At 70.6% G+C, this 17,838-nt stretch carries 13 protein-coding genes; 7 read left to right on the top strand and 6 right to left on the bottom strand.

Translation table 11 applies throughout. The features are described 5' to 3' along the window. Positions 1 to 243: 243 nt before the first annotated feature. The 6 genes from ACFWP3_RS24115 to ACFWP3_RS24090 all read left to right on the top strand — a co-directional run bounded on the left by ACFWP3_RS24115 (position 244) and on the right by ACFWP3_RS24090 (position 8,739). The gene (locus ACFWP3_RS24115; protein ID WP_384224624.1) at positions 244 to 1,458 is read left to right on the top strand and encodes an ROK family protein; all 1,215 of its coding nucleotides are present in this window, start codon (positions 244 to 246) and stop codon (positions 1,456 to 1,458) included. Positions 1,459 to 1,576: 118 nt separating this feature from the next. Next, positions 1,577 to 2,689, top strand: coding sequence for a sugar ABC transporter substrate-binding protein (locus ACFWP3_RS24110; protein ID WP_384224622.1), 1,113 nt, complete (start codon positions 1,577 to 1,579; stop codon positions 2,687 to 2,689). Between the two features lie 170 nt (positions 2,690 to 2,859). Continuing rightward, positions 2,860 to 3,648: an ATP-binding cassette domain-containing protein gene (locus ACFWP3_RS24105; protein WP_069922436.1), complete on the top strand. Its 789-nt coding sequence runs from the start codon at positions 2,860 to 2,862 to the stop codon at positions 3,646 to 3,648. Next, complete coding sequence (locus ACFWP3_RS24100; RefSeq protein ID WP_384224619.1) at positions 3,645 to 4,958, top strand: sugar ABC transporter permease; 1,314 nt, start codon at positions 3,645 to 3,647, stop codon at positions 4,956 to 4,958. Before ACFWP3_RS24105 ends, ACFWP3_RS24100 begins: the two co-directional genes overlap by 4 nt. A 251-nt stretch (positions 4,959 to 5,209) precedes the next feature. Beyond that, positions 5,210 to 7,126: a 1-deoxy-D-xylulose-5-phosphate synthase gene (gene dxs / locus ACFWP3_RS24095; RefSeq protein WP_384224617.1), complete on the top strand. Its 1,917-nt coding sequence runs from the start codon at positions 5,210 to 5,212 to the stop codon at positions 7,124 to 7,126. Between the two features lie 116 nt (positions 7,127 to 7,242). After that, on the top strand, positions 7,243 to 8,739 hold the full coding sequence (locus ACFWP3_RS24090; protein ID WP_384224614.1) for an amino acid permease: 1,497 nt from the start codon (positions 7,243 to 7,245) through the stop codon (positions 8,737 to 8,739). Between the two features lies 1 nt (position 8,740). Here ACFWP3_RS24090 and ACFWP3_RS24085 read toward each other — a convergent pair whose 3' ends face one another. From ACFWP3_RS24085 to ACFWP3_RS24060, 6 genes are all read right to left on the bottom strand, one after another. Next, positions 8,741 to 9,781 carry an LCP family protein gene (locus ACFWP3_RS24085; protein ID WP_384224612.1) on the bottom strand — a complete coding sequence of 347 codons (1,041 nt, stop codon included), beginning with the start codon at positions 9,779 to 9,781 and terminating at the stop codon, positions 8,741 to 8,743. A 91-nt stretch (positions 9,782 to 9,872) separates the two neighbouring features. Next, a complete protein-coding gene (locus ACFWP3_RS24080; RefSeq protein ID WP_384224610.1) occupies positions 9,873 to 12,002 on the bottom strand; it encodes a 3-hydroxyacyl-CoA dehydrogenase NAD-binding domain-containing protein in 2,130 nt (709 codons plus the stop codon). Next, positions 11,999 to 13,225 (bottom strand): acetyl-CoA C-acyltransferase, encoded by a 1,227-nt coding sequence (locus tag ACFWP3_RS24075; RefSeq protein WP_069922442.1) that lies wholly within the window; start codon positions 13,223 to 13,225, stop codon positions 11,999 to 12,001. The genes ACFWP3_RS24080 and ACFWP3_RS24075 overlap by 4 nt, the downstream gene beginning before the upstream one ends. Before the next feature lie 244 nt (positions 13,226 to 13,469). Continuing rightward, positions 13,470 to 14,753, bottom strand: a complete 1,284-nt coding sequence (locus tag ACFWP3_RS24070) for an HRDC domain-containing protein (RefSeq protein WP_384224607.1) — start codon at positions 14,751 to 14,753, stop codon at positions 13,470 to 13,472. A gap of 124 nt (positions 14,754 to 14,877) precedes the next feature. Next, positions 14,878 to 15,540 carry a response regulator transcription factor gene (locus ACFWP3_RS24065; protein ID WP_069922445.1) on the bottom strand — a complete coding sequence of 221 codons (663 nt, stop codon included), beginning with the start codon at positions 15,538 to 15,540 and terminating at the stop codon, positions 14,878 to 14,880. Positions 15,541 to 15,814: 274 nt separating this feature from the next. Beyond that, positions 15,815 to 16,471 carry a DUF3000 domain-containing protein gene (locus ACFWP3_RS24060; protein ID WP_384224605.1) on the bottom strand — a complete coding sequence of 219 codons (657 nt, stop codon included), beginning with the start codon at positions 16,469 to 16,471 and terminating at the stop codon, positions 15,815 to 15,817. A gap of 91 nt (positions 16,472 to 16,562) precedes the next feature. Here ACFWP3_RS24060 and hemE point away from each other — a divergent pair, with 91 nt between their 5' ends. Then, a complete protein-coding gene (gene hemE, locus ACFWP3_RS24055) occupies positions 16,563 to 17,627 on the top strand; it encodes a uroporphyrinogen decarboxylase (protein ID WP_384224602.1) in 1,065 nt (354 codons plus the stop codon). The last annotated feature ends 211 nt before the right edge of the window (positions 17,628 to 17,838 follow it).

Genomic DNA, 17,838 nt, shown 5'->3' with positions numbered 1-17,838 from the left:
GCCGGAAAGGCCGCAGAGGACCGGCGCCTCAGCGACCGTAGCACGATCTACGCGACCGTTCTCTCCCTCTTATGGCCGATGTGGTGGTTTGGTCCTGTGTCAGCCTCTTGACGTCTGGATGCGCAAAGGCTCGACTTAAGGTTCACAAGTTGGAGAGACGCCGGGGTCTCGGAGCGCGCAGCGCCGTTCCCCCGGCCGGGGGGCGACGGCTGGCCGTCGCTTATGGGCAGGAGTGGATGAGTCGTGCAGACTCCCGGATCGCAGTCCTCGCTGCATCGCGCGAATCTCGAACGGGTCGTGCGGGCGGTGCGGCTCGCGGGTTCGCTGACCCAGGCGGAGATCGCCCGTGCCACCGGACTGTCGGCGGCCACGGTCTCCAACATCGTCCGCGAGCTCAAGGAGGGCGGGACCGTCGAGGTCACCGACACCTCGGCGGGCGGCCGGAGGGCCCGCAGCGTGTCGCTCAGCGGGGACGCGGGCATCGTGATCGGCGTGGACTTCGGCCACACCCACCTGCGGGTGGCCGTCGGCAACCTCGCCCACCAGGTGCTGGCCGAGGAGGCCGAGCCGCTGGACGTGGACGCCTCCTGGGTGGACGGCTTCGACCGGGCGGAAGCGCTGGTCGGACGGCTGATCGCGGGCATCGGGGTGAGCCTGGACAAGGCCATCGGCGTCGGCCTCGGCGTGCCCGGCCCGATCGACGTGGAGTCGGGGACCCTCGGCTCGACCGCGATCCTGCCCGGCTGGGCCGGGATCAACCCGCGCGAGGAGCTCTCGCGGCGCCTCGGCGTGCCCGTGTACGTGGACAACGACGCGAACCTCGGGGCCCTCGGCGAGCTCGTGTGGGGGAGCGGTCGCGGGGTGAAGGACCTCGCCTACATCAAGGTGGCCAGCGGCGTCGGCGCGGGGCTGGTGATCAACGGTCAGATCTACCGCGGCCCGGGCGGTACGGCCGGCGAGATCGGGCACATCACCCTCGACGAGTCCGGCCCCGTCTGCCGCTGCGGGAACCGCGGCTGCCTGGAGACCTTCGCGGCGGCCCGGTACGTGCTCCCCCTCCTCCAGGGCAGCCACGGACCGGAGTTGACGATGGAACGGGTGGTGGAGCTGGCCCGCGACGGGGACCCGGGCTGCCGCCGCGTCATCACCGATGTGGGGCGCCACGTCGGCAGCGGAGTGGCCAGTCTGTGCAACCTCCTGAACCCGAGCCGGGTGGTCCTCGGCGGCTCGCTCGCGGAGGCCGGTGAACTCGTCCTGGCTCCCATCCGTGAATCCGTGGGGAGGTACGCGATCCCGAGCGCCGCCCGCCAGCTGTCGGTGCTGACGGGTTCGCTGGGCGGACGGGCCGAAGTGCTGGGCGCACTCGCCCTGGTGCTCAGCGAGATGGGCGATTCGACGCTTTTGTCAGACCATGGAAGTGGAGTGCGAACTCCAGCCGCCATGTCTTCAGTTAGATAACGGATGGCACCGTTGTCATCTCGTTAAGGATTCACTCCTTGACGGCAAACTTGCGGCCGGGGTTGACTCACACCCACCTCGGCCGCAGTGTTGCGGCCTCGTCAGGGAGGTTCAAGTAATGAACACGCGTATGCGCAGAGCCGCCGTAGCCGTAGCTGCCGGTGCGATGGCCGTTTCGCTTGCCGCCTGTGGCAGTGCCAAGGAGGCCGGCGACAAGACCAAGGAGACCGGAGCCGCCGCGGGCGACGCCATCAAGGTCGGTCTCCTGCTCCCGGAGAACCAGACCGCGCGCTACGAGAAGTTCGACAAGCCGCTCATCGAGAAGAAGGTCGCCGAACTCACCGGCGGCAAGGGCCAGGTCGTCTACGCGAACGCCAAGCAGGACGCGACCACCCAGAACTCCCAGGTCGACACGATGATCACCAACAAGGTGAACGTCCTCATCATCGACGCGGTGGACTCCAAGGCCATCGCCGGCTCGGTCAAGAAGGCCAAGGAGGCCGGCATCCCGGTCGTCGCCTACGACCGCCTGGCCGAGGGCCCGATCGACGCCTACACCTCCTTCGACAACGAAGAGGTCGGCAAGGTCCAGGGCAAGGCGCTGCTCGAGGCGCTGGGCGACAAGGCCAAGGACGGCCAGATCGTCATGATGAACGGCTCGGTCACCGACCCGAACGCCAAGCTCTTCAAGTCCGGTGCGCACTCCGTCCTCGACGGCAAGGTGAACATCGGCAAGGAGTACGACACCGTCGAGTGGAAGCCGGAGAACGCCAACACCAACATGGCGGCCGCCCTCTCGGCGCTCGGCAAGGACAAGGTCATCGGCGTCTACTCCGCCAACGACGGCATGGCGGGCGGCATCATCACCGCCCTCAAGGCCGCCGGCCTCTCCACCCTGCCCCCGGTCACCGGCCAGGACGCCGAACTCGCCGGAGTCCAGCGCATCGTCGCGGGCGAGCAGTTCATGAGCGTCTACAAGCCGTACGCCCCCGAGGCCGAGGCCGCGGCGAAGATGGCCGTCGCCCTCGCCAAGGGCGAGAAGGTCACCGGCGTCACCACCTCCACGGTCGACAGCCCGACCACCAAGGGCGTCCCGTCCGTGCTGATCCCGGTCGTCTCGCTCACCAAGAACAACATCAAGGACACCGTCATCAAGGACGGCGTCTACACGGCCGACGAGATCTGCACCGACAAGTACGCGGCCGCCTGCGCCGCCCTCGGCCTCAAGTAAGGCCCCCGTCGCCCACGAGGCGGCCCCCGCGCCTGCCCGGCGCCCCGCCCCTTCTTCCCCCGCCACCCGCGGGGCGCCGGGCAGAAACGTTCCCCCCAGCCTTTACTTCCCCCATTCGCCCCGCTCCTGCTCTTTTGCACGACATCCCCGCCGGTCAGGCGGCGAAGGAGATGGTTCATGTGTCCGCTGCGCCCGTGCTGGCGTTGCGAGGGGTCTCGAAGCGGTTCGGCGCCGTTCAGGCCCTGACCGACGTAGAACTCGAGATCCACTCCGGTGAAGTGGTCGCCCTCGTCGGCGACAACGGCGCCGGCAAGTCCACGCTGGTCAAGACGATCGCCGGCGTGCACCCCATCGATGACGGCGTCATCGAGTGGGAGGGCCGCCCGGTCTCCATCGGCAAGCCCCACGACGCCCAGAACCTGGGCATCGCGACGGTCTACCAGGACCTCGCGCTGTGCGACAACATCGACGTCGTCGGCAACCTCTTCCTCGGCCGCGAGCTCAAGCGCCGCGGTGTCCTGGACGAGGTGGAGATGGAGCGCCGCGCCCGCGAGCTCCTGACCACGCTGTCCATCCGGATCCCCAGTGTCCGGATCCCCATCGCCTCGCTCTCCGGCGGCCAGCGCCAGACCGTGGCCATCGCCCGTTCGATGCTCGGCGAGCCCAAGCTCGTGATCCTCGACGAGCCCACCGCCGCCCTCGGCGTCGAGCAGACCGCACAGGTCCTCGACCTGGTGGAACGGCTGCGCGAGCGCGGCCACGCCGTGATCCTCATCAGCCACAACATGGCCGATGTGAAGGCCGTCGCCGACAAGGTCGCGGTCCTGCGGCTGGGCCGCAACAACGGCGTCTTCACCGTCGCCGACACCTCGCAGGAAGAGATCATCTCCGCCATCACGGGAGCCACGGACAACGCCGTGACCCGCCGCGCGGCCCGTACCGGGGAGGCTCGCAAGTGAGCACCGACAACCCACCCGCCGTCCCGCTCGACAAGGCGTCGGACGCCGCCGAGCACGAGGTCGTCAACCCGGCCGCGGCGGCAGACGCCATCCCGGCCGTGGACCCCCGCCTGCTCGTCCGCGAGCAGGGCCTGTCCGGCTACCTCAGCGAGTTCGGGCGCAAGATGAAGGCCGGCGACCTGGGCTCCATCCCGGTCGTCATCGGCCTGATCATCATCTGGTCCATCTTCCAGGGCCTGAACTCGAACTTCCTCTCCCCGGAGAACCTCTCCAACATCGCCATCACGATGGTCGCCACCGGCATGATGGCCGTCGGCATCATCTTCGTGCTGCTGCTCGGCGAGATCGACCTCTCGGTCGGCTCGGTCAGCGGCGTCTCGGGCGCGATCGTCGCCGTCCTCGCCGTCACCAACGGCGTGAACGAATGGCTCGCCATCCTCGCGGCCATCGCCGGCGGCGCCCTGATCGGCTCCATCCACGGCTTCTTCTTCGCCAAGATCGGCGCCCCGGCCTTCGCCGTCACCCTGTCGGGCCTGCTCTTCTGGTCCGGCGCCATGCTGCAGATCCTCGGCAGCAACGGCACGATCAACCTCGACTCCGAGGGCGTGGTCGGGCAGCTGACCACCTACTTCTTCTCGGACGTCGCGGTCGGCTACGGCCTGGCGGCGGTCGCGGTGGCCGGGTACTTCCTCGCCACCTTCTTCGACAACCGGCGCCGCGAGGCCGCCGGGGTCCCCTCCCGGCCGCTCGGCGAGATCCTGCTGCGCACCGGCCTGCTCGCGGTGTTCACCTTCGGGCCCGCGATGGTGTTCAACCAGTACAAGGGCCTGCCGCTCGCGGTGGTGCTGTTCGTGCTGGCCCTGGTCGCCACGGACTTCGTGCTGCGCCGCACGACCTTCGGCCGGAACGTCTTCGCACTCGGCGGCAGCGTCGAGGCCTCCCGCCGCGCGGGCATCAACGTCACCGGCATCCGCATCGCGGTCTTCGCCATCGCCGGCACCTTCGCCGCCATCGGCGGGCTCTTCTGGGCCTCCAAGATCGCGGCGGCCAACCAGAGCGCCGGCGCCGGCGACCTGCTGATGAACGTGATCGCGGCGGCCGTCATCGGCGGCACCAGCCTCTTCGGCGGCCGGGGCCGGACCTGGAACGCCCTCCTCGGCGTCATGGTCATCACCTCGATCCAGTACGGTCTGGCCCTGGAGGGAATCGCGACTCCGATCCAGTACATGATCACGGGTGCCGTACTGCTGGCCACCGTGGTCATCGACTCGGTCACGCGCAAGACCCAGAAGACGGCCGGACGGGCCTGACGCCTGCCCGGTCGCCCGGGTCGCCGGTAAGACCCGTCACAGTGCCCGGTGCCACTTCGCGTGGCGCCGGGCATCCGTGCGTGCGCGGCCGCGTACGCCTGTGCGGGTATACGCCCGTTTGTGATGTGTGACCCCGTGGCGGTGCGTACATGTATGACAAAGGTGTGACCCAGCCGGGACGGCCCGATGACCGCGCCCGCCGACGGAACATTAGACTCGACAGACCAGCAAGCAACTGCAAGGAGGCACGGGTGCTGCTGACCCGCATCAAGGGACCGCGCGATCTGGACCGGCTCAGCCAGGAGGAGCTCGACCAGCTCGCCGCAGAGATCAGGTCCTTCCTCGTCGACGCCGTCTCCAAGACCGGCGGGCACCTCGGCCCCAACCTTGGGGTGGTCGAACTGACGATCGCCCTGCACCGGGTCTTCGACTCGCCCAAGGACAAGGTCCTCTTCGACACCGGCCACCAGGCCTACGTCCACAAGCTGCTCACCGGCCGCCAGGACTTCGGGAACCTGCGCTCCAAGGGCGGCCTGTCCGGCTACCCCTCGCGCGCCGAGTCCGACCACGACGTGATCGAGAACTCGCACGCCTCCACCGTGCTGGGCTGGGCCGACGGCATCGCCAAGGCCAACGAGGTGCTCGGCCGCGAGGACCACCACGTCGCCGCCGTCATCGGCGACGGCGCGCTGACCGGCGGCATGGCCTGGGAGGCGCTGAACAACATCGCCGCCGCCAAGGACCGCCCCCTGGTCATCGTCGTCAACGACAACGAGCGCTCGTACGGCCCCACCATCGGCGGCCTCGCGAACCACCTGGCGACCCTGCGCACCACGGACGGCTACGAGCGCTTCCTGGCCCGCGGCAAGGACCTCCTGGAGCGCACGCCGGTCGTCGGCAAGCCGCTCTACGAGACCCTGCACGGGGCCAAGAAGGGCCTCAAGGACTTCATCGCCCCGCAGGGCATGTTCGAGGACCTGGGCCTGAAGTACATCGGCCCCATCGACGGCCACGACATCGAGGCCCTGGAGTCCGCCCTCACGCGCGCCAAGCGCTTCAGCGGCCCGGTCATCGTGCACTGCCTCACCCAGAAGGGCCGCGGCTACGAGCCCGCCGTCCAGGACGAGGCGGACCGCTTCCACGCGGTCGGCGTGATCCACCCGGACACCGGCCTGCCGGTCTCCACCGACGCGGCCAGCTGGACCTCGGTCTTCGCCGACGAGATGGTCAAGCTCGGCAAGGAGCGCAAGGACATCGTCGCGATCACCGCGGCCATGCTCCAGCCGGTCGGCCTGAAGAAGTTCGCGGACGCCTACCCGGACCGGATCTTCGACGTCGGCATCGCCGAGCAGCACGGCGCCACCTCGGCGGCGGGTCTGGCCACCGGCGGCGCCCACCCGGTCTTCGCGGTGTACGCGACCTTCCTCAACCGCGCCTTCGACCAGGTCCTGATGGACGTGGCCCTGCACAAGTGCGGCGTCACCTTCGTCCTGGACCGCGCCGGCGTCACCGGCACCGACGGCGCCTCCCACAACGGCATGTGGGACATGTCCATCCTCCAGGTCGTCCCCGGCCTGCGGCTGGCCGCCCCGCGCGACGCGGAGCAGCTGCGGGCCCAGCTGAACGAGGCCGTCCAGGTCAAGGACGCGCCGACCGTGGTGCGCTTCTCCAAGGGCGTCGTCGGCCCGGCCGTCCCGGCCGTCGGCCGCATCGGCGGCATGGACGTGCTGCGCGTACCGGCCCCCGAGGTCACCCGGCCGGACGTGCTGCTCGTCTCGGTCGGCGCACTCGCCCCGATGTGCCTGGAGATCGCCGATCTGCTGGACAAGCAGGGCATCTCCACCACCGTCGTCGACCCCCGCTGGGTCAAGCCGGTGGACGAGGCGCTGGCCCCGCTCGCCGACCGCCACCGCGTGGTCGTCACGGTCGAGGACAACAGCCGGGCCGGCGGTGTCGGCTCCGCCGTCGCGCAAGCCCTGCGGGACGCGGGCGTCGACGTGCCGCTGCGCGACTTCGGCATCCCGCAGCGCTTCCTCGACCACGCCTCCCGCAAGGAGGTCATGGCCGAAATCGGACTGACCGCTCCGGACATCGCCCGGCAGGTCACCGGCCTGGTGGCCAAGCTGGACGGGCGCTACGACAGCGAGCCGGCCGCCGCCGTCGACTAGACGGCTATCGGCCACTGGGTCGACGCGCGGTTGCACGGCACGGGCCGGGAGATCACCCTTGAAGGGGTGGGCCTCCCGGCCCGTTCGCGTGCGTCACCTTGTTCGGAGGTGCGTTGGTGAGTACGGATCTGAACAGTCCATTCCGCACCAAGTCGGTCGAGCAGTCCATCCGGGACACCGAAGAGCCGGAGCATTCGCTCAAGAAGTCGCTCTCGGCCTGGGACCTGACCGTCTTCGGCGTCGGCGTCATCATCGGCACCGGCATCTTCGTCCTCACCGGCAAGGTGGCCAAGGAGACCGCCGGCCCCGCCACCGCCCTGGCCTTCGTCGCCGCGGGCGTGGTGTGCGCGCTCGCCGCGCTCTGCTACGCGGAGTTCGCCTCGACCGTCCCCGTCGCCGGTTCGGCCTACACCTTCTCCTACGCCTCGATCGGCGAGCTCCCGGCCTGGATCATCGGCTGGGACCTCGTACTGGAATTCGCCCTGGGCACGGCGGTGGTCGCCGTCGGCTGGTCCGGGTACGTCCGCTCGCTCATGGACAACGCGAGCATCCATCTGCCCGTCGCGCTCCAGGGGCCGGACGTCAAGGGCGGCACCTTCGACCTGCTGGCCTTCATCCTCGTGCTGGTGCTGACCGTGGTCCTGGTGGTCGGGGTGAAGCTGTCCGCCCGGATCACGGCCCTGGTCGTCGCGATCAAGGTCACGGTGGTGCTCATCGTGATCTTCGCGGGCCTGTTCTTCATCAAGGGCAGCAACTACAAGCCCTTCATCCCGGAGGCGGTCAAACAGGAGGGCGGCGCGGGGCTCGACGCCCCGCTGGTCCAGCTGATCTTCGGTTACGAGCCCACCAACTTCGGCATCATGGGCATCTTCACCGCGGCCTCCGTGGTGTTCTTCGCCTTCATCGGCTTCGACGTGGTCGCCACGGCCGCCGAGGAGACCAAGCTGCCGCAGCGGGACATGCCGCGCGGCATCCTCGGCTCGCTGCTGATCTGCACCGTGCTGTACGTGGCGGTCTCGCTCGTGGTCACCGGCATGCAGCACTACAGCGAACTGTCGGTGAGCGCGCCCCTGGCGGACGCGTTCAAGGCCGCCGGGCATCCCGTGTACGGCGGCATCATCAGCTTCGGCGCCGCGGTGGGCCTCACCACGGTCTGCATGATCCTGCTGCTGGGCCAGACCCGCGTGTTCTTCGCCATGAGCCGCGACGGCCTGCTGCCGCGCTTCTTCTCGGTGACCCACCCGAAGTTCCGCACCCCGTACCGTCCGACGATCCTGCTCGGCGTGGTCATCGCGATCGTCGCCGGGTTCACCAGCATCAACGAACTGGCGACGCTGGTGAACATCGGCACGCTCTTCGCCTTCGTGGTCGTGGCGCTCGGCGTGATCATCCTGCGCCGCACCCGCCCCGACCTGCACCGGTCCTTCCGCACCCCGTGGGTGCCCGTGGTGCCGATCCTGTCGATCGCCGCCTCGGTCTGGCTGATGCTCAACCTGCCGGCCGAGACCTGGGCGCGCTTCGCCGCCTGGATGGCGCTCGGCATCATCGTCTACTACGCGTACGGACGCAGCCACAGCCGGCTGGGCCGCAGCGGCCCCGACGCCAAGTACTAGCTCAGCCCTTCGCCGGGGAGTCCTTCGCGGAGGCCGGGATCTTCTGGTCCTTGCGGAGGGCTTCCCACAGCTGGGTCGCCTGCGGCTCGGCCACGACCACGCGGTTGGGGTCGACCTTGTCGTAGGCGACCGGCAGCATGATCGTCTCCATGGTCTCCGGGTCCACGCCCTTCATGCTCTGCGCGAAGTCGGAGAGCGCGGTGAGCGAGGCCAGGTCGGAGTCGGTGGTCAGCGACTTGGTCGCGGCGTCGGCGAGCTTGTAGAGGCGCGCCGGGTTCCCGAAGGCGTCCTGCTTCTTTATCTCGGACAGCATCGCCATCATGAACTGCTGCTGGAGCCCGATGCGTCCGAGGTCGCTGCCGTCCCCGTAGCCGTAGCGGGTACGGACGAACTTCAGCGAGTCGGAGCCGTTCAGCCGGTGCGTGCCCACGTCCAGCTTCAGGCCGCCCTTGGCGCCGCTCATCGGCTTGTCGAGGGTGACGGTGACCCCGCCCAGCGCGTCGACCAGCCCCTTGAAGCCGGCGAAGTCCACCTCGACGAAGTGGTCCACGCGGATTCCGGAGAGCTGCTCCACGGTGTTGACCACACAGGCCGGACCGGCGAGCGAGTAGACGGAGTTGAACATGACCCGCTTCGCCGACGGCACGGTCTTGCCGTCGCGGTCCTTGCACTCGGGCCGGGTGATCAGCGTGTCGCGGGGGATGCTCACCGCGGTCGCCTTGGCCCGGCCCTCGGGTATGTGCACCAGCATCGCGGTGTCCGAGCGGGCCCCGCCGACGTCGCCGTGGTCGAGGTCGCCGTTGGCTCCGGCCCGCGAGTCGGAGCCGAGCACCAGGATGTTCTGCGCGTTCGCGACCACCTTCGGCGGCCGGTTGTCGCCGATCGCCTGATCCAGGTCGACGCTGGAGATGTTGCCGTCGAGGTGGCTGTACGCCCACCAGCCGGCCCCGGCCGAGCCCAGGATCAGCACGGCTACCAGCAGCAGGGTGATCCGCAGAATGCGGCGTCGGCGGCGCCTGGGCCGCGCGTGCGTGTCCGTCATGGGGGTGAATCTTAGACAGATATTCGAACGGCCGAAGCCCGCCCCCCGAAGGGGGCGGGCCACGCCGTGCGCTACCGGTCCGCGACCCGGACTAGGCCGGGACGCTCGCGATGCCGGGGGCGAGGAACTTCTTGCCGTTCACGCGCTCCGAGACGCCCTCGCGGTCCAGGTACGGCGTGATGCCGCCCAGGTGGAAGGGCCAGCCGGCGCCCGTGATGAGGCAGAGGTCGATGTCCTGGGCCTCGGCCACGACACCCTCCTCCAGCATCAGGCCGATCTCCTGCGCCACCGCGTCCAGGACGCGGTCGCGGACCTGCTCCTCCGTCAGGACGGCGTCGCCCTGGACGAGGAGGGCGGCGACCTCGGGGTCCAGCTCCGGCTTGCCGGAATCGTAGACGTAGAAGCCGCGCTTGCCGGCCTTGACCACGGCCGCCAGGTTCGGGGAGACGGTGAAGCGCTCCGGGAAGGCGCGGTTCAGGGTCTCGGAGACGTGCAGACCGATCGCCGGGCCCACGAGCTCCAGCAGCACCAGAGGGGACATCGGCAGGCCGAGCGGCTCGATGGCCTTCTCCGCCGTGACCACCGGGGTGCCCTCGTCGATGACGTTCTGGATCTCGCCCATGAAGCGGGTCAGGATGCGGTTCACGACGAACGCCGGGGCGTCCTTGGTGAGGACCGCGGTCTTCTTCAGCTTCTTGGCGACACCGAAGGCCGTGGCCAGCGAGGCGTCGTCGGTCTGCTCACCGCGGACGATCTCCAGCAGCGGGAGGATCGCGACCGGGTTGAAGAAGTGGAAGCCGACCACGCGCTCCGGGTGCCGGAGCTTGGAGGCCATCTCCGACACCGACAGCGAGGAGGTGTTGGTGGCGAGGATCGCGTGCGCCGGGGCGACCGCCTCGACCTCCGCGAACACCTTCTGCTTGACGGACATCTCCTCGAACACGGCCTCGATGATGAAGTCCGCGTCCGCGAAGCCCTCGGCCTTGTCCAGGACACCGGTCACCAGGGCGGTCAGGCGGTTGGCCTTGTCCTGGTTGATGCGGCCCTTGCCGAGCAGCTTCTGGATCTCGGCGTGGACGTAGCCCACGCCCTTGTCCACGCGCTCCTGGTCGATGTCGGTGAGGACCACCGGCACCTCCAGGCGGCGCAGGAACAGCAGCGCCAGCTGCGAGGCCATCAGACCCGCGCCGACGACGCCGACCTTGGTGACCGGACGGGCCAGCGACTTGTCCGGGGCACCGGCCGGGCGCTTGGCGCGCTTCTGGACCAGGTTGAAGGCGTAGATGCCCGAGCGCAGCTCGCCGCCCATGATGAGGTCGGCCAGGGCCGTGTCCTCGGCGTCGAAGCCGGCCTGGAGGTCGCCGTCCTTGGCCGCGGCGATGATGTCCAGCGCGCGGTAGGCGGCCGGAGCGGCGCCATGCACCTTGGAGTCCGCGATGAAGCGGCCCTTGGCGACGGCCGCGTCCCAGGCCTCGCCGCGGTCGACCTCGGCGCGCACGACCTCGGTCTCGCCCGTGAGGACGCGCGCGGTCCACAGGAGCGACTGCTCCAGGAAGTCCGCGCCCTCGAAGATCGCGTCGGCGATGCCGAGCTCGAAGACCTGCTTGCCCTTGAGCTGGCGGTTCTGGTTGAGCGAGTTCTCGATGATGACCGAGACCGCGCGCTCGGCGCCGATCAGGTTCGGCAGGAGGGCGCAGCCGCCCCAGCCGGGAACCAGGCCGAGGAAGACCTCGGGCAGCGAGAAGGCCGGGATGGCCTTCGAGACGGTGCGGTAGGTGCAGTGCAGACCGACCTCGACACCGCCGCCCATCGCCGCGCCGTTGTAGTAGGCGAAGGTCGGGACGGCCAGCGCGGCCAGGCGCTTGAAGACGTCGTGGCCGCCCTTGCCGATGGCGAGCGCCTCGTCGTGCTTCTTCAGCAGCTCGACGCCCTTGAGGTCGGCGCCGACCGCGAAGATGAACGGCTTGCCGGTGATGCCCGCGCCGACGATGGAGCCGGCGGTGGCCTCCTGCTCGACCTGGTCGATCGCCGCGTTCAGGTTGGCGAGGGACTGCGGGCCGAAGGTGGTCGGCTTGGTGTGGTCGAAGCCGTTGTCCAGCGTGATGAGCGCGAAGCGCCCGGCGCCGAACGGCAGGTCCAGGTGGCGGACGTGCGCGGACGTGACGACCTCGTCCGGGAACAGCTCGGCCGCGCCCTTCAGGAGCTCAGCGGTGGTGCTCACTTGGAGTCTCCCTCGGCGTTGAAGTTCGGGTTCTCCCAGATGACCGTGGCGCCCATGCCGAAGCCGACGCACATGGTGGTCAGGCCGTAGCGGACGTGCGGCTGCTCCTCGAACTGGCGGGCCAGCTGAGTCATCAGGCGCACGCCGGACGAGGCCAGCGGGTGGCCGAAGGCGATGGCGCCGCCGTACTGGTTCACGCGGGCGTCGTCGTCGGCGATGCCGTAGTGCTCCAGGAAGGCCAGCACCTGGACCGCGAAGGCCTCGTTGATCTCGAAGAGGCCGATGTCCTCGATGGACAGGCCGGCCTGCGCGAGGGCCTTCTCGGTGGCCGGGATCGGGCCGTAGCCCATGACCTCGGGCTCGACACCCGCGAAGGAGTACGAGACCAGGCGCATCTTGACCGGGAGGTTGTTCTCGCGGGCGAAGTCCTCGGACGCGATGATCGCGGCGGTGGCACCGTCGTTGAGACCGGCGGCGTTGCCCGCGGTGACCCGGCCGTGCGTACGGAACGGGGTCTTCAGGTTCGCCAGGTTCTCCAGGGTGGTGCCCGGGCGCATCGGCTCGTCGGTGGTGACCAGGCCCCAGCCCGTCTCGCCCGCGGCCTCGTTGGTGTTGCGCACCGAGATCGGCACCAGGTCCTGCTGGATCTTGCCGTCGGCGTACGCCTTGGCGGCCTTCTCCTGCGAGCGCACGGCGTACTCGTCGGCGCGGAGCTTGGTGATCGTCGGGTACCGGTCGTGCAGGTTCTCGGCGGTCATGCCCATGAACAGGGCGGACTCGTCGACCAGCTTCTCGGAGACGAAGCGCGGGTTCGGGTCGACGCCCTCGCCCATGGGGTGGCGGCCCATGTGCTCGACACCGCCGGCGAGGGCGACGTCGTACGCACCGAAGGCCACGCCGCCCGCGACGGCGGTCACGGCGGTCAGCGCGCCGGCGCACATGCGGTCGATCGAGTAGCCCGGGACGGACTGGGGGAGGCCCGCGAGGATGCCCGCGGTACGGCCCAGCGTGAGGCCCTGGTCGCCGATCTGCGTGGTCGCGGCGATGGCGACCTCGTCGATCTTCTTGGGGTCCAGGTCCGGGTTGCGGCGCAGCAGCTCCCGGATCGCCTTCACGACGAGGTCGTCGGCGCGGGTCCCGTTGTAGATGCCCTTCGGGCCCGCCTTGCCGAACGGGGTGCGGACGCCGTCGACGAAGACGACGTCCCTGACGGTACGAGGCACGTTGGCTCTCCTCCAGGTGCGGGTGTGCACTGCTGCGCGGGGGCGGCTCGGCACGCATTGCTGAGCGCCCGCTCACCCGGCCCATGCTACTTGCGGGTAACCCGTGTGCACACCCCCTCCCCGAGGAGCGGCGAAGGTCACACTGCCCAGGCCGCCGCCGCGGGCCCCCGCCGCCCCTGCCGTGAGCGGGAAACGAGAAGACCCCCGGCGCGGGCCGGGGGTCTTCTGCGGGCGGTGACGCGGGTCAGGCGGTCGCGGCCAGGGCCGTGACCAGCGCCGGGGTGACCTGTTCGATCTGCCAGGGGCGGGCGCCGTAGCCGGCCAGGGCCTGGGCCACGGCGTCCGCCTCGAGCCGCTGCGGCGGCTCCCAGCACACCCGGCGGACGGTGTCCGGGGTGATCAGGTTCTCCTGGGGCAGGTTCAGCTCCTCCGCCAGCGCCGAGACGGCCGTGCGGGCCGCCGACAGCCGGGCCGCGGCCGCCGGGTCCTTGTCGGCCCAGGAGCGCGGGGGCGGCGGACCGGCCGGGGTCGCCCCGGGCTGCGGCAGCTCGTTCTCGGGCAGGGCCTTGGCCCGGTCCACGGCGGCCATCCACTGCTCCAGCTGGCGCCGGCCCATGCGCTGCCCGTAGCCCGGGAGGGCTGACAGGGTCTGCACGTTCGCCGGCAGAGCCAGGGCGGCCTCGACGATCGCGGCGTCGCCCAGCACCTTGCCGGGGGACACGTCGCGCCGCTGGGCGATCCGGTCCCGCGACTCCCACAGCTCGCGCACGACCGCCATCTGACGGCGGCGGCGCACCTTGTGCATGCCGGAGGTGCGGCGCCACGGGTCCTTGCGCGGCGGCGCGGGCGGTGCGGCGGCGATGGCCTCGAACTCCTGGTGGGCCCATTCCAGCTTGCCCTGCCGGTCCAGCTCCTTCTCCAGCGCGTCCCGCAGGTCGACCAGCAGCTCCACGTCCAGGGCCGCGTAGCGCAGCCAGGGCTCGGGGAGCGGGCGGGTCGACCAGTCGACGGCGGAGTGGCCCTTCTCCAGCGCGTAGCCGAGCACGCTCTCGACCATCGCGCCCAGTCCGACCCGGGGGAAGCCGGCGAGGCGGCCGGCCAGCTCGGTGTCGAACAGGGAGGTGGGCACCATGCCTATTTCGCGCAGGCACGGCAGGTCCTGGGTGGCGGCGTGCAGGATCCACTCGGTGCCGGACAGGGCCTCGCCGAGTGCGGAGAGGTCGGGGCAGCCCACCGGGTCGATGAGCGCGGAGCCCGCGCCCTCGCGGCGCAGCTGCACCAGGTAGGCGCGCTGGCCGTAGCGGTATCCGGAGGCGCGCTCGGCGTCGACGGCCACGGGGCCGGTGCCCGCGGCGAAGGCCGCGACCACTTCGGCGAGGGAGTCGGCGTCGGCGACGACCGGGGGGATCCCCTCACGGGGTTCCAGCAACGGAATCGGCGGCCCATCGGACGAACTGACGACATCGTCCGGGGGGCCGCCCCCGGTGGTGGTGCGCAGGTCTGCTGCGGTCTCTTGGGCGTCGGTCACCGGTCAAGGGTATCCGTGGATGCGACGCGCCCGTCGCCGGAACGATCCGTCGACGGGCGCGGGAGGGGAAGGCGGACGTTTCCCGGGGTTTCCCCGGCATTCGCCCGGGAGCCTCGGAGTCGGGTCAGTGGATGATCCCGGTCCGCAGGGCGACCGCGACCATCCCGGCCCGGTCGCCGGTGCCCAGCTTGCGGGCGATCCGGGCGAGGTGGGACTTGACGGTCAGGGCGGACAGGCCCATCGAGACGCCGATGGCCTTGTTGGACTGGCCCTCCGCGACGAGGCGCAGGACCTCGACCTCGCGGCCGGAGAGCTCCCGGTAGCCGCCCGGGTGGCTCGGGGCACCCGGGGGGCGGCGGTGCATACGGGCGGCGGCAGCGCCGATGGGGGCGGCGCCGGGCCGGCTGGGGAGCCCGATGTTGGTCCGCGTGCCGGTGACGACGTAGCCCTTCACCCCGCCCGCGAGGGCGTTGCGTACGGCGCCGATGTCGTCGGCGGCGGACAGGGCCAGGCCGTTCGGCCAGCCCGCGGCGCGGGTCTCGGAGAGCAGGGTGAGACCGGAACCGTCGGGCAGGTGTACGTCGGCCACGCAGATGTCGCGCGGGCTGCCGACGCGGGGGCGGGCCTCCGCGATGGACGACGCCTCGATCACGTCACGTACTCCGAGGGCCCACAGATGGCGGGTCACGGTGGAACGGACGCGCGGGTCGGCCACGACGACCATGGCCGTCGGCTTGTTCGGGCGGTAGGCGACCAGGCTTGCGGGCTGCTCGAGAAGAACGGACACCTAGGCCTCCTGGGGGAGTGGCGGGACGGCCGGCTCGGGGAAGGAAGCCGGTGCGAACCGTGCGGATGGTCACTGACTCCTTCGGCACGTCACCCGCCCGGCTTTAGGGAATGATCACGATTTGGTGAGTAACAATTCGGGCAATTCGGACGCACGATCGATCATAGGGTGATCAGAAGCCCGCAACGGACGCCCCGTTCCGACACTCCGTGCCGGGGTTCGCCCACGCGTTCGCCGCCGTCGGGACCGGCCCGTCGGCCGGACGGCCCCTGCCCTACGGGTGGTGCGGACCGCGCCGCTGTGGCAGGGAGACCACGCCCGTGACGCTGTCGGTCGGCCCCACCGGCGGCAGCCCCGCGATCTGGCACAGCAGCTCGCACCAGGCCGCCAGGTGCGCCGAGGTGTCCGGCACCCCGCCCACGCCCTCGCGCGGCGTCCAGGAGGCTCTGATCTCGATCTGCGTGGCCGGGCGCCGCTCCGCGAGCCCGCCGAAGTAGTGCGAGCTCGCCATGGTCACGGTCCCGCTCGCCTCCCCGTACGCCAGCCCGCGCGCCTCCAGCGCCCCGGTCAGCCAGGACCAGCACACCTCGGGCAGGAGCGGGTCCACGGCCATCTCCGGCTCCAGCTCCGCCCGTACGAGCGTCACCAGCCGGAAGGTCCCGTGCCAGGCATCGTGCCCGGCCGGATCGTGGAGCAGGATGAGCCGGCCGTCGGCGAGGTCCTCCTCGCCGTCCACGACCGCCGCCTCCAGGGCGTAGGCGTACGGTGCGAGTCTCTGGGGCGGTTTGGTGGGGTCGATCTCGATCCCCGGACGCAGCCGGGCCTTCTTCAAGCCGTCGACCGCCCGCCGGAACGGGAGCGGGACGGAGCTCTCCTCCGCGCTGTCCATACCGTCAGCGCCATCTGAAAATCGTCCCTGAGCCGCAGCCATGCGGGGAAGACTAGGCGGAACGGGCGCCCGTACGGCGCAGGGACACCCGCACCGGGCCGGGCAACTCTTCATACGTGCGAAGATTTGGGTCGTGAGCGCCAACGACCGCCCCACGGGCCAGCCGAGTCAGACGTACGATTCCGCCTTCCTGAAGGCGTGCCGGCGGGAGCCGGTGCCGCACACCCCGGTGTGGTTCATGCGGCAGGCCGGGCGCTCCCTCCCCGAGTACCGCAAGGTGCGCGAGGGGACCCAGATGCTGGAGTCGTGCATGCGGCCCGACCTGGTCACCGAGATCACCCTCCAGCCCGTCCGCCGCCACAACGTGGACGCGGCGATCTTCTTCTCCGACATCGTCGTCCCGCTCAAGGCCATCGGCGTCGACCTGGACATCAAGCCGGGCGTCGGCCCGGTCGTCGCCCAGCCGATCCGCCGCCGCGAGGACCTCGCACAGCTGCGCGACCTCACCCCTGAGGACGTCACGTACGTCACCGAGGCGATCGGCATGCTCACGGGTGAACTGGGCGCCACGCCGTTGATCGGATTCGCGGGCGCGCCTTTCACCCTCGCGAGCTACCTGGTCGAGGGCGGCCCCTCCAAGAACCACGAGCACACCAAGGCCCTCATGTACGGGGACCCGGAGCTGTGGGCGGACCTGCTGGACCGCCTCGCGGAGATCACCTCCGCCTTCCTCAAGGTCCAGATCGAGGCCGGCGCCTCCGCGATCCAGCTCTTCGACTCCTGGGTCGGCGCGCTCTCCCCGGCGGACTACCGCCGCTCGGTGATGCCGGCCTCGGCGAAGGTCCTGGAGTCCGTCGCCTCGTACGGGGTCCCGCGCATCCACTTCGGCGTGGGCACCGGCGAGCTCCTCGGCCTGATGGGCGAGGCCGGCGCGGACGTCATGGGCGTCGACTACCGGGTCTCGCTGGACGAGGCCGTCCGCCGCGTCGGCCCGGGCAAGGCACTCCAGGGCAACCTGGACCCCGCCGTGCTCTTCTCCACCACCGAGGCCGTCGAGGCCAAGGCGGACGAGGTCCTCGCGGCCGCCGCCGGCCTGGAGGGCCACGTCTTCAACCTGGGCCACGGCGTCCTCCCGACGACGGACCCGGACGCCCTGACCCGCCTGGTGGACTACGTCCACACCAAGACGGCCCGCTGAGCCGAAGGCCTCCCGAGGCCGCGGACCCGGTCGAGGAGACGTACCGGACGGAGTCCGGGTGCACGGCGGCGGGGTGGCGGGGGGGGGGGGGGGGGGCCCCCCCCCCCCCCCCCCCCCCCCCCCCCGGGGGCCCCCCCCCCCCCCCCACAACCCCCGGGCGGCAAAATTAGTTTTAAAAAAAAACCCCCGCCCCCAAAAGGGGACCCCCCGC

This window comes from Streptomyces sp. NPDC058525 (assembly GCF_042719495.1).
In the GTDB taxonomy this organism is placed as follows: domain Bacteria; phylum Actinomycetota; class Actinomycetes; order Streptomycetales; family Streptomycetaceae; genus Streptomyces.
The sequence above is the reverse complement of the archived record's forward strand: the minus strand, read 5'-3'. Positions and strand labels throughout refer to the sequence as shown.

Bases quoted from the DNA above. Each gene is read 5' to 3' on its own strand.
- ACFWP3_RS24110 (WP_384224622.1), top strand. From the start codon at position 1,577: ATGAACACGCGTATGCGCAGAGCCGCCGTAGCCGTAGCTGCCGGTGCG.
- ACFWP3_RS24105 (WP_069922436.1), top strand. From the start codon at position 2,860: ATGGTTCATGTGTCCGCTGCGCCCGTGCTGGCGTTGCGAGGGGTCTCG.
- ACFWP3_RS24085 (WP_384224612.1), bottom strand. From the start codon at position 9,781: ATGACGGACACGCACGCGCGGCCCAGGCGCCGCCGACGCCGCATTCTG.
- ACFWP3_RS24060 (WP_384224605.1), bottom strand. From the start codon at position 16,471: ATGGCTGCGGCTCAGGGACGATTTTCAGATGGCGCTGACGGTATGGAC.